This is a genomic window from Bacillus sp. PPSBB_2 (genome assembly GCF_045291115.1).
Classification (GTDB): Bacteria; Bacillota; Bacilli; order Bacillales; family Bacillaceae_G; genus Bacillus_A; species Bacillus_A cereus.
This window is the reverse complement of record NZ_CP147983.1, coordinates 3646223-3659254: the sequence shown is the minus strand read 5'-3', so window position 1 is coordinate 3659254 and position 13032 is coordinate 3646223. Positions and strand designations below refer to the sequence as shown.

Here is a 13032-nt window from a genome sequence, read left to right as displayed (position 1 = left end):
GGTGGTGAGCAAGTTGGGGAAACTCGGTTTTACTTTTAATAAAATCAGAAAAGATTATATTCAAATGCTAGTTGGAAGAAAACGCCCTTCCTGGGCTCCAGTTAAAAGAAAATTAGTAAGGGTCCCTCATCGCGCAGGGGCTCTTTTTCTTCATACAGAAACGGAGGAACGTCGTATTGATGTTCCTCTTGTAATTAAGGCAGCAAAAGATATGGCTGATTTACAAAAGGTAAAAGAAGATTTAGCGGATTGGCTATATACAGAGCAACCAGCTGAACTTATTTTTGATGATGAGTTAGACAGGACTTATTTAGCATTAATTGATGGTTCTGTCGATTTGGATGAAATAGTCAATAGAGGTAGAGGAGTTATTACTTTTATTTGTCCAATGCCGTATAAACTAGGTAAAAAAAATACGCATACATTCACTCAAAACTGGTCCACTGAAATCACTACTTCTTTCGTCAATCAAGGTAATATAGAAGCGCCTCCAATTATTGAGATTGAGGCCAAGAAACCGAGTGCATTTTTAGATGTATGGTTTGGAGAGTATCCATATAATCGTGACTATTTCAGAATCGGTTATCCTTTGAAAACCGAACAACTACCTGTTGAAAGAAATCAAAGGCTGATATGGGATGAAATGGCTACTACTGTAGGTTGGAGTAAAGTCAGTTCGATGGAAGATGGCAACCCAGTCGGTGAAATGAAATCAGACGGTTATCAATTTTATTGTTCTAATTATGGTACAGGGTCAGGGAAAGGGTGGAATGGTGCAGCTGTTAAAAAAAATATACCTAATGGGCCCGTACAAGACTTTATTATGCAGGCTTATGTTACATGTAAAAGTAAACGAATCAATGAGATGGGCCGAGTGGAAATAGCGATATTAGATGAAAACAGTAAAGTGCTTTCGAAAATAGCTATGACTGATGTATTTTGGCAAGCTGAACAAAATTTCGGAACAATGGTAATTGGATATGATAATAAGCCGGGAAAAATAGGTTTGATTTATGAGAGTGGTGATTATCCAAACACTTGGAACCAATATCAAGGGCGATTGTGGATAGCTAGAACGGGAAATGTATGGGAAGCGTATATTTCGAAATTCCTTCCGGGGACGGAAAAAGATGATTCAGAACGATTTGTGCGGTGGACGGATGAAAATAAATATCATATGGAAAAAGCAGCACAAATCCAGATTAGCATTATGCAATGGCAAGATGTGCCGTCAGCAGAAGCAATGACCGTTTCAGATTTGAAATTCTGGAAAATAAATTTAAATACTCAAAATAATCCGCCTTACATTTTTGATACGGGAGACAAGATTATAATTGATACAGAAAAAAGTCTTGTAACCATTAACGGTAAAAATGCGATTCATTTAAAAGACATTTTTAGTAATTTTCCAACTGTCATACGTGGTGAGAATCGTATTGATATCATGCCACCAGACGCTAAAGCAACCGTTAATTATAGGGAGAGATATAGATGAGAACACCAAGTGGCATTTTGCATGTTGTGGATTTTAAAACAGATCAAATCGTTGCAGCTATTCAGCCGCAGGACTATTGGGATGATAAAAGGCAGTGGGGAATCAAAAACAATGTTGATATGTTGGATTTTACTGTTTTTGATGGAACAACTCATTCGGCTACACTACAACAACAAAACCTTGTTCTAAAAGAAGTTCGCGACGGAAGAATTATACCATATGTTATTAGAGAGACAGAAAAGAATTCAGATAAACGATCCATTACAACATATGCCTCAGGAGCTTGGGTTCAAATTGCTAAGTCAGGCATTATAAAACCGCAAAGAATAGAAGGAAAAACGGTAAATGAATATATTGATATGGCCCTAGTAGGCATGAAATGGAAACGTGGGAAAACGGATTATACAGGATTCCATACGATGACCATTGATGAATTTATGGATCCTCTAACATTTTTAAAGAAAATAGCTTCTTTATTCAAATTAGAAATTCAGTACCGTGTTGAGGTTCAAGGTTCACAAATCATTGGATGGTATGTTGATATGATTCAAAGGCGTGGCCGAGACACTGGTAAAGAAATAGAGTTAGGTAAAGATTTGATAGGTGTTACACGTATGGAACATTCAAGAGATATTTGTACAGCGTTAGTTGGATTTGTGAAAGGTGAAGGCGACAATGTAATTACCATCGAAAGTATCAACAGGGGATTTCCGTATATTGTTGATCATGATGCATTTCAACGATGGAACGAACGTGGTAAGCATAAGTTTGGTTTTTATACGCCAGAAACAGAAGAGTTAAATATGACGCCACAACGTTTAATGATGTTAATGGAAATAGAATTAAAAAAACGTGTTAATTCTTCCGTTTCGTATGAAGTAGAAGCACAATCAATTGGACGTATTTTCGGACTAGCACATGAACTCATTAACGAGGGTGACACGATCCGAATTAAAGATACGGGCTTCACACCTAAGTTATACCTGGAAGCACGTGTAATTGCCGGTGATGAATCTTTTACGGATCCTACACAAGATAAATATGTGTTTGGTGATTATCGTGAAATTACGGATCCGAACGAGGAATTACGAAAGATTTACAATCGAATCCTTAGTAAATTCGGCGAGAAACAAGAAATGCTGGATCAGCTAGATAAATTGGTGAAAGAAGCGAATGAAACAGCAAGTAGTGCTAAGAAAGAATCAGAAGCAGCGAAAACACTCGCTGAAAAGGTACAAGAGAATATTAAAAACAATACTGTTGAAATTATAGAAGCTAAGAATCCACCAACAACAGGGCTTAAACCTTATAAAACACTTTGGCGTGATACTAGTAATGGTAAGCCTGGTATTTTAAAAATATGGACAGGTGCAGCGTGGGAATCGGTTGTTCCTGATCCAGAAACTATCAAGAAAGAAACACTAACACAGGTTAATAAGGATATCGAATCTACAAAAACAGAATTAAGCAAAAAGGTTCAAGAAGCACAAAATCAAGCTACAAGACAATTCAACGAAGTACAGGAAGGGTTACAAGGTGTCAGTCGTACAGTTTCTAATATCGAAAATAAGCAAGGTGAAATTGATAAGAGAGTAACTCAGTTTGAGCAGGATTCTAATGGATTTAAAATGTCTATTGAATCGTTAACAAAAAAAGATAATGATATTAGCAATAAATTAAATACAGTCGAACAAACTGTAGAAAGTACAAAGAAGACTATTTCTGATGTGCAACAAACAACAAGTGAGCTTAAGAAAACAACAACTGATATTAAAGAAGAAGCTGGGAAAATCAGTGAGAAGTTAACAAGTGTAGAAACAAAGGTTAATAGCGATAAAGCTGGTGGACGAAACCTTTTATTAAAATCAAATGTTAAATATGAAAAAACAGACTATCTAATCAATCAATATTCTCTTACTGAAAATTTCTTTGCAGGTGAAGAATACACCTTTGTAATGAAAGGAATTGTACCTGCAGGTCAAAAGTTTGGTATATGGATGAATGGTGGGTCTAGTAATGTTGGATATGCAACAAGTGTTTACACGAATGGAATTACTTATGTAACCTTCAAAGCTGTTGCGGCTACAAGTGGAAATGAACGAAAGTTAAGCTTATATAACTATCCGAGTAGTGCTACGAAATCTATTGTGGAATGGGTTGCCTTGTATAAAGGGAATAAGCCGCAGGATTGGACGTCACCGCCTGAAGAGCAGGTAACAACAGATGAATTCACTAAGAAAACCAATGAAATTATGAAAAGCGTAGATGGTATCAAAGAAACAATAACAAAAGTAGAGAATAATCAAAGTGGATTCGATAAGCGTGTTGCTACTGTAGAAAAAGATGCAACTACTATTAAACAAAATGTCTCTTTCATACAAAATACGCAGACAGAACAAGGAAGACAATTACAAGAGGCGAAAGCTGGATGGGAAAATACTGCGAAAGCACTTGAAGGTAAAGTTGAACTTAAGCAAGTAGAGGATTATGTTGCTGGATTTAAGATTCCAGAGTTGAAGCAAACAGTTAATCAGAATAAACAAGATTTATTAGATGAATTAGCCAACAAGCTTGCAACTGAGCAATTTAATCAAAAAATGACTTTGATTGATAATCGATTTATTATCAATGAACAGGGTATCAATGCTTCGGCCAAAAAGACAGAGGTATATACAAAAGAGCAAGCAAATGGGCAATTTGCCACATCATCTTATGTAAGAGATATGGAAACCCGTCTTCAGTTGACTGAAAAGGGCGTTAGTCTATCTGTAAAAGAAAACGATGTAATCGCAGCATTCAATATGAGTAAAGAAAACATTACTTTGAATGCGAACAGAATTAACTTAGTAGGTTTTATTACAGCAAATCATATTAAAGGAAAAGTTTTAGAAGGGGTAACACTTAAAACAAGTGGAAACAGATTTGTTGAAATAAATAAGCAAGACATGAAGATTTTCGATGCAGATAGGCCGCGTGGTTATATAGGATTTATGGAAGCAAATGATGGAAGTATTCAACCTTCATTAGTCCTTGGTTCTGATAATAGAAAATACGCTGGTACAGGATCGTTTTATATTTATCAAGTCATGCCAAGAATTAATGGAGTCGATCAACCTTCTAAAGCGTATGCGAAATTTGGGATTTCTAAAGGGGAAAATGCAGAAGGTACCAATATATGGTCATCATATATTCAAATGCAGAATGACGGTGGACATCTGTATGCATATGCAGCCGGAAGATTATACTTTGATAATTTGAATGATATTATTTTCAACTCAGAAGGATGGGCTCCTGGGTACGGCAAGTTTATAGTGACGACCACAGAACCGCATTTTTATACAAATAATAGAGGCGAATTCTATTTCAAAAGAAAAAATGCGCTTGGGGTTAGATCTATCTATTTTTCAGCTGGTGAGAATGATGACGATTTAAATTTAGCAGATATAAAGATAAGAGCAAGTTATGTGACTGGTTATGATAACGGACTACAAATAAAGAATGGTATTGGTGGTCAATGGCGAGATATAGAATTAAGAACACTACGAGCGAATGAAAATGTAAATGCCAATGGTCAAATGTGGGCGAAAGCATTTAATCCTACGTCAGCTAGAAATATGAAAGAGAATATAAAAGACATTCCGTTCTCGGCTCTTGATAAAATCATGAGTTTAGCTATCAAACAGTACAATTTCAGAGACGACATGTATGATCTGTATCAAATGCGTGTGAACAAACCAGAGGAACAAACAGAACCATATACAACAAAAGAAATTGAAACGTATTTCGGTATGATTGCAGATGATACTGACGGTATATTTACAGACAAAGAGAAAAGAGCCATTAATTTATATAATACTGTTTCTATTCTTATTGCAGCGTTCCAACAGTTGTATGATGAATTCATATCGTTAAAGGAGCAGGTTAAGCAGAATACTGAAGAGTTACATGTAGTTAAAGAAGAAAATAAACAACTAAAAGAGCAAATCACTACACTAATAAACGATGTGTCCACATTAAAAGATGTAGTTCGAAATTTAATAAGTGAGAAACCGAAGCAGCCATAAGCTGTTTTTATTTGGCGCCACATACAGCATGGGCATAAAAATGGCTACCATGCATTCACTATGAACAAGGTTGTCTCATAGTATATATAGATTGTTTTATTAAGATTTCAAAAAGGACGTGAATGCATTGGAAGATGTATATGCAAAAATCGATAGCTTAAAAGCAGAACAAAAAGAAATCATGCGAGATATTCGTAATTTAGAAACTCGTACAACGATAAACGAAAAAGATATTTCTACCATCAATAAGCAATTAGAAAAAATCAGTCTAAATACCACTTGGATTTTACGAATTGTTGTCAGTGCAATAGTTATGGCAATTTTGGGTTTGATACTTAAAGGTGGGATTTAGGGTGTTTATATAAAAGTATTTGTGAAAGAGGGACAAGTGTCTCTCTTTTTTATCTTGAAGAAGGAGGAGGAAAGAATGTGGATCGTATCGATGTATTATTAAAAGTTTTTATTGCCACTTTCGGTGGGTTTTGTGGTTATTTCTTGGGAGGATGGGATGCAACATTGAAAATCTTAGTGACAATGGCAGTTATTGATTATGTAACTGGCATGATTGCAGCAGGATATAACGGAGAATTAAAAAGTAAAGTTGGTTTCAAGGGCATCGCCAAAAAGGTGGTGCTTTTTCTTTTGGTTGGGGCAGCAGCGCAATTAGATGCAGCGTTAGGAAGTAATAGTGCAATCCGTGAAGCAACAATTTTTTTCTTTATGGGTAATGAGTTACTTTCGCTTTTAGAAAATGCCGGAAGAATGGGCATTCCACTTCCGCAAGCTTTAAAAAATGCAGTTGAAATTTTAGGTGGCAAAGAAAAACAAGAAGAGAAAAAAGGAGATGTTCAATAATGGAAATTAGAAAAAAGTTAGTTGACTCAAGTAAATATGGTACAAAGTGCCCTTATACAATGAATCCAGAATTTATCACAGTTCACAATACGTATAATGATGCGCCAGCTGAGAATGAAATTGCTTATATGATACGAAATAATAATGAAGTGTCATTCCACATTGTGGTAGACGATAAAGAAGCTGTACAAGGATTACCTTTAGAACGGAATGCATGGGCTTGTGGAGATGGGAATGGTTCAGGCAACAGAAAGTCGATTAGTGTGGAAATCTGTTATTCTTTAAGCGGCGGGGATAGATATTATAAAGCAGAAAATAATGCAGCTATCGTTGTAGCACAATTAATGAAACAATACAATATTCCTCTTAGCAAAGTCCGTACGCATCAATCATGGAGCGGAAAGTACTGTCCTCATCGTATGTTAGCAGAAGGGCGTTGGGGGTCTTTCATTGAAAGGGTGCAAAACGCATATAACGGTGGTGGTAATACAGCTCCATCTACACAACCGTCTAATAATGGTGTAGGTGTTGTTACAATTACAGCGGATGTCTTACGTGTTCGTACAGGACCAGGAACGAATTATGATATTGTAAAGAATGTGTACCGAGGGGAACGCTATCAATCTTGGGGCATTCAAAATGGCTGGTACAACGTTGGTGGAAATCAATGGGTTTCTGGGGAGTATGTGAGGTTTGAGGGATAGTTGATTGTACGGATACAAAGCTATTTGTATATGAAGTAATAAGAAGTGCACCTGACCAGGGCGCACTTCTGTAAAAAGGAGAAAAATCTAATGACAATTCATTCTATGTACAATAAGACGTAAGTATACAAAAAAGAATATTCCTGGTTGGATGGGAGGAATGTTCTTTTGTGGTTTCTCTTGAACCACTTTATATATATGCAGCAGAATCATGTTATATGACTTCAAAAATAGAAAAAGCAATCCGGGGTGGTGAGGCCGGATTGCTTTTTCTGTATATAAAGCGGCATCATGCCAGGAGTAGTTTATTATATGCTTCTAAAGTGCGTAATATTCTGTAAAAACAAAAAGGCACCTTCCCTCAGTTGAAGGTGCCTCTCACGTGGTGATTTTCTAGATGTATAAATAATATATGCAATAATAAGGAAAGATAGAACAGGGTCTTGACTGTAAAATGAATGTAATTTATATTTTAAATACGTTCTTTAATCTACCTATGTATAGTGAAAAGTCTGTTTCCTTTTGGAGGCGGATTTTTTTGCGTTTCACCTAGAATTTATTCTTTTTTTTAAGATGGGTGCTCCCAATAAGTGGTCGCTGTTTTAGGGATATTTTCAAAGATAAAATTACTAAAGTTAATTTTATCAGTTGTTTCGCGATTAAAAATTATTTTCATCACATTATCAACTTTCTTAGTACCGTATGGATCAACTGTTTCAAATTGCCAAAAGAAAGCAATCTCACTTATTTCTTTTTCATTGGCTATACCTTTTAAGATTTTTTGTGTGTCCATCCAAATTCCTTGCTTAAACATATTATCTGTAAGGTTATCACTTGCGTGGATAGTAAGTATAGCAATTTTATCATCTTCAGTTGCTGTCCCCATATTTTTGTTGATTTCTAAATTTGTTAATGATTTTGAACCAATGCTCGATTTTACAATATTCTTAATCTTTTTTCTAAATTATTATTTGTAGGAAGTGTTGTTGTGGAAAGACTTTCATTGGAATTATTTGAGTTTTGATTTTGATCAGATTGATAAGTTTTACTTTCAGATGAAGCGTAGGCAAAATCTCCAATAGAAAATAATTTATCATCTTTAAATGAAAATTTAACCTCTCCGTTGGTTATACCGTCAATTGATTTATATGTAATTTCAGTAATAGTATCAATTAATTTATTTTCTTCTCCATCACCGCCAATAATTTTTCGAACTTCCTGGATAGACATTCCTTGATGGATGTTTTTAAATTCATCTTTAGATATTTTATTATCATCTCTAGTATTCAGTGCGAAAAAGGTAATGATTGCTAAAAAAAATAGTTGCTAAAAATAAAATAACACGAAGCTTAAATTTTATTATGTATCCTCCTTATTTTTTTCAATCCAAATATCTTCAACACGCATATCAAGAACCTTAGCTATTCTAATTGCTACTAAAAGTGTCGGTGTTCCGCCTTGCAGCAAATTAGTCATTGTTGAGTTTGCTATACCTACTTTCTTCGCTATAAATCCATATCGAAAGCCTTTTTTATCTACAATATGTTTTAAATTACTTTGAAGCATTATTCCACCTCCTAGTATGTATATTCTAGTGAAATCATTTTTGTCCTCTTAAAAAATAAATTTCAGGTGTACAGGCAATAATCCTCCTTCTGGTTCATATACCTATATTACTTCCGTATGGCATTGTAGATATCAAGAGAGGAGAGGGTTACATGCGTTCTCAGTATAGTTACCTCAATGCAACGCCTTATTTATACTCATCAAAAGAACTACGTCACATGTATAACGAATCTAGATCCAGAAAAGAAACGGAATCAATTCTTACTCATATGAGGAACCATGAAGTATTTGATAACAAAGAGTACAAAGGATATTTCAGCTTATCACAAGTAATTGAAGAAGATTTATATGGAGAAGAGGAAGATATATTGAATTGGCAAGATTTAATAGAGCGGTATCAGATTGTAGCTACCAAATCGGGGATTAAATTTCGTGAGAAAGATGAATTGACCGAGGAGGAATGGCTATGACACTTGCAGGAGAAGTCGTTATTATTTGGACGGCAACAGGCTTGTCTGTAGTTGCGATGAGTGTAGCTGGAAAAATGGGGAAGAGTGTTCCACATTGGCTTCCGCGTATGACTATGTATACAACGCTTACGGGCTCGTTCTTATATCTTCTACGTTATGTTCTCGTTATGTTTCTATGAAGGAATACGATGTGGAAGAGAGGGACAATAGACCTCACAAGCAAAAATGCTAGTCCTGTTCCCTTCCAATAAAGTGCAATGATATCCTTATAGGATATCTAAAGGAGAAATGTTTATGTTGGAATTACTATGGGTCCCGATGACAGCTTTAACTTTTGCATTCGTAAGTGATCGGTTTAAAAGGAAAATAGATGATAAAAAGAAGATACAAGTGTTTTTTGAAGTGTCAGGAATTGCAATCAAAAAAGATGATAAGATTCATTATCCAAAATTTAAGAAACGAACTCATGATGATAGAAGTACAACATACGTGTATGAGTTGCCTGTTGGTATGCCAAGTAAAATTATTCGAAAGGTTGAAGATGTTGTAAGTGAAGGGTTAAATAAACCTGTTCGAATTCAGTATGACAATTATAGATTGAACATTCGTGTATTCGATCAAGAAATACCGAAGAAGTGGGAATGGTCGAAAAATTTAATGAAAGTTGGAAAATGGCTTGTGCCAATCGGGCAAAGTTTAGAACAATTGATTTATCACGATTTTGATAAAACACCACATATGACATTAGGTGGTTTAACACGTATGGGAAAGACTGTATTTCTAAAGAATGTGATGACATCTCTTATTACTGCACAAGCAGAATATACGCACTTGTTTATTATTGATTTAAAAGGAGGATTAGAGTTCGGGCCATACAAAAGTGTAAAACAGATTGAGTCGATTGCAGAAAAGCCAATCGAAGCTTTTCAGATATTGAACCTGGTATTGAAAAAGATGGAAGAGAAAATGCTTTTTATGAAAGAATATCATTATACTAACGTGGTAGAAACAAATATAAGAGAACGCTATTTTATCATCGTGGATGAAGGTGCAGAACTTTGTCCAGATAAGAGCATGAGCAAAGAAAAACAAAAATTATTAGGAGCTTGTCAACAGATGCTTTCTCATATAGCACGAATTGGTGGAGCACTAGGATTCAGATTGATATTTTGTACGCAATACCCTACGAGCGACACTTTACCACGTCAAGTGAAACAAAACAGTGATGCAAAATTAGGATTTCGGTTACCAACTCAAATAGCTTCTCAAGTTGTCATTGATGAAAATGGTCTTGAATCGATTGAAAGCATACCAGGGCGCGCGCTTTTTAAAACGGATCGATTAACTGAAATTCAAGTCCCTTATATCTCAAATGAACAGATGTGGGAGGTATTAAAACAATACGAGGTGAAAAAGGATGCATATGCAGACACATATCAAAATGAATCGTCAGATGATGATTTTGACCTCGATTAGAAAGTTGAAATTCGCCACCAGAAGACATTTAATGGCCATTCACGATATGGGAGGAATAAGGAATGCAAATCGGATTCTAAAAGATTTAAGTCCATATGTAAACAGTACCGTTTATAAAAAAGAGCATGTATACTACCTCAATAAACAAGGACGTGCGCTATTCGATGATACGGAAAAGGTTGTACCTACAATCCGATTAGCGCATAGTCTCATGAGAAACGAAGCGTGGTTGTATCTGTTTTGTCCTGAAGATTGGCAGATAGAAGCCCCTATACGTTATAAAGTACATGACACGAAACGAACGATTATTCCGGATGTAAAGTACCGTGATAGTGACGGGATTCTAAACGCAGTCGAAATAGATCGTACACAAATGATGAATGTGAACAGTGAAAAAATGAATAAGTATGGTGAATTCACCTTGTATTATCAAAACAAATATAACGGGAAAGTTCCTATTGTTCACTTCTTTACACTCACACCATATAGGCAAAAGACGCTAGAACAATTTGCTGTACAGCAAGGTGTATATGCAAAGGTATATGTGGTACCCGAAGTGTAAAAGGGATTATCACATACCAAATTCGAGGTCAAAATAATATTTGTTCATCAAGTTGTTCACGATACCGTTGAAATACGCAAACTTACTCTTTTTCATTTTGACTCCATCTTTTACTTTCATCGCAAATTCTTTCATAGCTTGTATACCAATTTGTAGTTCTTGATCTTTGTCAAACGCCGTTTGGTCTGTTGTATGATTTATTACACGATTGCATTGTTTTACGACCTTCCAAAATTCTTGAATTGTTTTAGCTCTTGAATAAAAAGCAGAAGTTAGGGAAACGAAACGCTTCGGAACCCAATGGGCTACAAATTCAGCACATTTAATGTTTTCTTTAGGTACAGCATTCTTGTCATTACCATTACGTTTATTTATACCTTTACTCTTTTGTTTTAAGATTTTAGTAGTTGTTTTAACGGTAGGACACTTCTTAGTCGTTTCAGCAGGATGCTTGTGGGACACTTCATTTATGATTGGTTGGATAATAATTGCATTAGAAGTTTGACGCATATCTTTTTTGCGCTTCATAGCTATTTGCTTAATCATTCTTAAAGTCACAAGTTTCGTCATTAAACGTTGTACAGTTTTATATGATACGCCCATTATCTCAGCTATTCTATTTTTACATAGGAAGCTAACACCTGTGTATTTGCAGCTGTGACGTTTTAAAATTTCAAGTAATATAATTATTTTAGATTGTACATCGGTACGCTTAATAGACGTTTTAATTACATCTCTGTATACTCTAATGGCTTTATTTAATTCCTCTACAGTTGAAAATGTTGATAAATTATGATAGGACTCTGGTTGAGCCAATACATCAATACGTTTTTTCATAACGGTTTGTCTCCTTTTTGGAAACAAAAAAGCAACGTCACCTATTTATTGGGTAAACGTTGCTTAATAAACCTAATATGAGGTACAATACTCATGAGAGGATAGCAAGTGTTTACCTGGTCAGCTCAGGTGGACGGTATATAGAGTGTTGACGCACTTTATATACACGCTGTGCTCTTTTGCTTTTTATGGTCACATTTTGGTAACGAATGAATAAAATTTAGAGTTTATTCATGATTTTTGAAAACATACAAACCGTTGATATATAAGCATTTTATTTGTTTTTTAAAACTTAGATTTCAATGATTAATAGAAAGTAGGATTCCAATCATTTAACTTCCCAGAGTGGGGAATTTATAATCGTAATTCATTCAATACTTTCTATGGTAATCAACTATTTATGAAATCACGTAGTTATAATGAAGGAACGAATAATTTTGTTTCAAAAGATACAGTACCAGCTTTAACAGGATATGGTTTTTCTCCAAACGTAGTAGCGGTTATTACTGCTGATAAAACAGAAACTACATCAGATTTAAAAATAACAAATCGTAGAATTTCAGATCAGTACAATATCGAATGGGTAAGTTCAAAATGGTGGGGAACAAATAATAAAGATACATATAATGAATTCTTTACGAACCACTATAAATTAGACTGGAAAAACCATCAAGTTACTCTTGATAACCAAAAAGCCCTTGAAGAACAAATGAATAGTATCAACAGCGTGAATGATAAACTTAACAAAGGAAAAGGGAAATTATCTCTTTCAATGAATGGAAATCAACTTAAAGCTACATCTAGCAATGCTGGTTATGGTATCAGTTACGAAGATAAAGATTGGGGTATCTTTGTAAATGGTGAAAAGGTCTATACTTTTAATGAAAAATCAACTGTAGGCAATATCTCTAATGATATTAACAAATTAAACATTAAAGGACCTTATATCGAGATTAAACAGATCTAGTCAGTAAATGATGGCCGATTGATGGATAATTATCTC

13 protein-coding genes and 1 pseudogene are annotated in these 13032 nt (G+C 35.0%); 10 read left to right on the top strand and 4 right to left on the bottom strand.

What is annotated here, in order from left to right:
- Positions 1 to 13: 13 nt before the first annotated feature.
- From V6946_RS18120 to V6946_RS18100, 5 genes are all read left to right on the top strand, one after another.
- Positions 14 to 1495, top strand: coding sequence for a distal tail protein Dit (locus V6946_RS18120; RefSeq protein ID WP_366981781.1), 1482 nt, complete (start codon positions 14 to 16; stop codon positions 1493 to 1495).
- On the top strand, positions 1492 to 5559 hold the full coding sequence (locus V6946_RS18115) for a phage tail spike protein (protein WP_366981780.1): 4068 nt from the start codon (positions 1492 to 1494) through the stop codon (positions 5557 to 5559). Before V6946_RS18120 ends, V6946_RS18115 begins: the two co-directional genes overlap by 4 nt.
- Positions 5560 to 5686: 127 nt before the next feature.
- Positions 5687 to 5911 carry a hemolysin XhlA family protein gene (locus V6946_RS18110; RefSeq protein WP_006919657.1) on the top strand — a complete coding sequence of 75 codons (225 nt, stop codon included), beginning with the start codon at positions 5687 to 5689 and terminating at the stop codon, positions 5909 to 5911.
- Between the two features lie 77 nt (positions 5912 to 5988).
- Positions 5989 to 6414 carry a holin family protein gene (locus V6946_RS18105; RefSeq protein ID WP_000373903.1) on the top strand — a complete coding sequence of 142 codons (426 nt, stop codon included), beginning with the start codon at positions 5989 to 5991 and terminating at the stop codon, positions 6412 to 6414.
- The gene (locus V6946_RS18100) at positions 6414 to 7118 is read left to right on the top strand and encodes an N-acetylmuramoyl-L-alanine amidase (RefSeq protein ID WP_006919659.1); all 705 of its coding nucleotides are present in this window, start codon (positions 6414 to 6416) and stop codon (positions 7116 to 7118) included. The genes V6946_RS18105 and V6946_RS18100 overlap by 1 nt, the downstream gene beginning before the upstream one ends.
- A 568-nt stretch (positions 7119 to 7686) precedes the next feature.
- Here V6946_RS18100 and V6946_RS18095 read toward each other — a convergent pair.
- The 3 genes from V6946_RS18095 to V6946_RS18085 all read right to left on the bottom strand — a co-directional run bounded on the left by V6946_RS18095 (position 7687) and on the right by V6946_RS18085 (position 8684).
- Positions 7687 to 8004, bottom strand: coding sequence for a hypothetical protein (locus tag V6946_RS18095; protein ID WP_006919661.1), 318 nt, complete (start codon positions 8002 to 8004; stop codon positions 7687 to 7689).
- A gap of 50 nt (positions 8005 to 8054) precedes the next feature.
- Positions 8055 to 8348, bottom strand: coding sequence for a hypothetical protein (locus tag V6946_RS18090; protein WP_006919662.1), 294 nt, complete (start codon positions 8346 to 8348; stop codon positions 8055 to 8057).
- A gap of 129 nt (positions 8349 to 8477) precedes the next feature.
- Positions 8478 to 8684 carry a helix-turn-helix transcriptional regulator gene (locus tag V6946_RS18085; RefSeq protein ID WP_006919664.1) on the bottom strand — a complete coding sequence of 69 codons (207 nt, stop codon included), beginning with the start codon at positions 8682 to 8684 and terminating at the stop codon, positions 8478 to 8480.
- Positions 8685 to 8836: 152 nt separating this feature from the next.
- Here V6946_RS18085 and V6946_RS18080 point away from each other — a divergent pair, with 152 nt between their 5' ends.
- The 4 genes from V6946_RS18080 (at position 8837) to V6946_RS18065 (ending at position 11192) form a co-directional block, all read left to right on the top strand.
- Complete coding sequence (locus tag V6946_RS18080) at positions 8837 to 9154, top strand: hypothetical protein (RefSeq protein ID WP_065484704.1); 318 nt, start codon at positions 8837 to 8839, stop codon at positions 9152 to 9154.
- Positions 9151 to 9333 (top strand): hypothetical protein, encoded by a 183-nt coding sequence (locus V6946_RS18075; RefSeq protein WP_006928642.1) that lies wholly within the window; start codon positions 9151 to 9153, stop codon positions 9331 to 9333. Before V6946_RS18080 ends, V6946_RS18075 begins: the two co-directional genes overlap by 4 nt.
- Positions 9334 to 9448: 115 nt before the next feature.
- On the top strand, positions 9449 to 10630 hold the full coding sequence (locus V6946_RS18070; RefSeq protein WP_006928659.1) for an FtsK/SpoIIIE domain-containing protein: 1182 nt from the start codon (positions 9449 to 9451) through the stop codon (positions 10628 to 10630).
- Complete coding sequence (locus V6946_RS18065) at positions 10572 to 11192, top strand: replication-relaxation family protein (protein ID WP_033692925.1); 621 nt, start codon at positions 10572 to 10574, stop codon at positions 11190 to 11192. The genes V6946_RS18070 and V6946_RS18065 overlap by 59 nt, the downstream gene beginning before the upstream one ends.
- Positions 11193 to 11201: 9 nt before the next feature.
- On the opposite strand, the gene V6946_RS18060 is transcribed toward V6946_RS18065, so the two are convergent.
- The gene (locus V6946_RS18060; RefSeq protein ID WP_006928661.1) at positions 11202 to 12029 is read right to left on the bottom strand and encodes a hypothetical protein; all 828 of its coding nucleotides are present in this window, start codon (positions 12027 to 12029) and stop codon (positions 11202 to 11204) included.
- A 313-nt stretch (positions 12030 to 12342) separates the two neighbouring features.
- Between V6946_RS18060 and hlyII the strand changes: the two are divergent.
- A pseudogene (hlyII, locus tag V6946_RS18055) lies at positions 12343 to 12996 on the top strand (hemolysin II HlyII); the annotation flags it as partial.
- Between the last annotated feature and the right edge of the window lie 36 nt (positions 12997 to 13032).

Excerpts from the sequence above, each read along its gene's own strand:
- V6946_RS18115 (WP_366981780.1), top strand. The coding sequence starts at position 1,492 with ATGAGAACACCAAGTGGCATTTTGCATGTTGTGGATTTTAAAACAGAT.
- V6946_RS18100 (WP_006919659.1), top strand. The coding sequence starts at position 6,414 with ATGGAAATTAGAAAAAAGTTAGTTGACTCAAGTAAATATGGTACAAAG.
- V6946_RS18095 (WP_006919661.1), bottom strand. The coding sequence starts at position 8,004 with ATGGGGACAGCAACTGAAGATGATAAAATTGCTATACTTACTATCCAC.
- V6946_RS18090 (WP_006919662.1), bottom strand. The coding sequence starts at position 8,348 with ATGTCTATCCAGGAAGTTCGAAAAATTATTGGCGGTGATGGAGAAGAA.
- V6946_RS18085 (WP_006919664.1), bottom strand. The coding sequence starts at position 8,684 with ATGCTTCAAAGTAATTTAAAACATATTGTAGATAAAAAAGGCTTTCGA.
- V6946_RS18080 (WP_065484704.1), top strand. The coding sequence starts at position 8,837 with ATGCGTTCTCAGTATAGTTACCTCAATGCAACGCCTTATTTATACTCA.
- V6946_RS18075 (WP_006928642.1), top strand. The coding sequence starts at position 9,151 with ATGACACTTGCAGGAGAAGTCGTTATTATTTGGACGGCAACAGGCTTG.
- V6946_RS18070 (WP_006928659.1), top strand. The coding sequence starts at position 9,449 with ATGTTGGAATTACTATGGGTCCCGATGACAGCTTTAACTTTTGCATTC.
- V6946_RS18065 (WP_033692925.1), top strand. The coding sequence starts at position 10,572 with ATGCATATGCAGACACATATCAAAATGAATCGTCAGATGATGATTTTG.
- V6946_RS18060 (WP_006928661.1), bottom strand. The coding sequence starts at position 12,029 with ATGAAAAAACGTATTGATGTATTGGCTCAACCAGAGTCCTATCATAAT.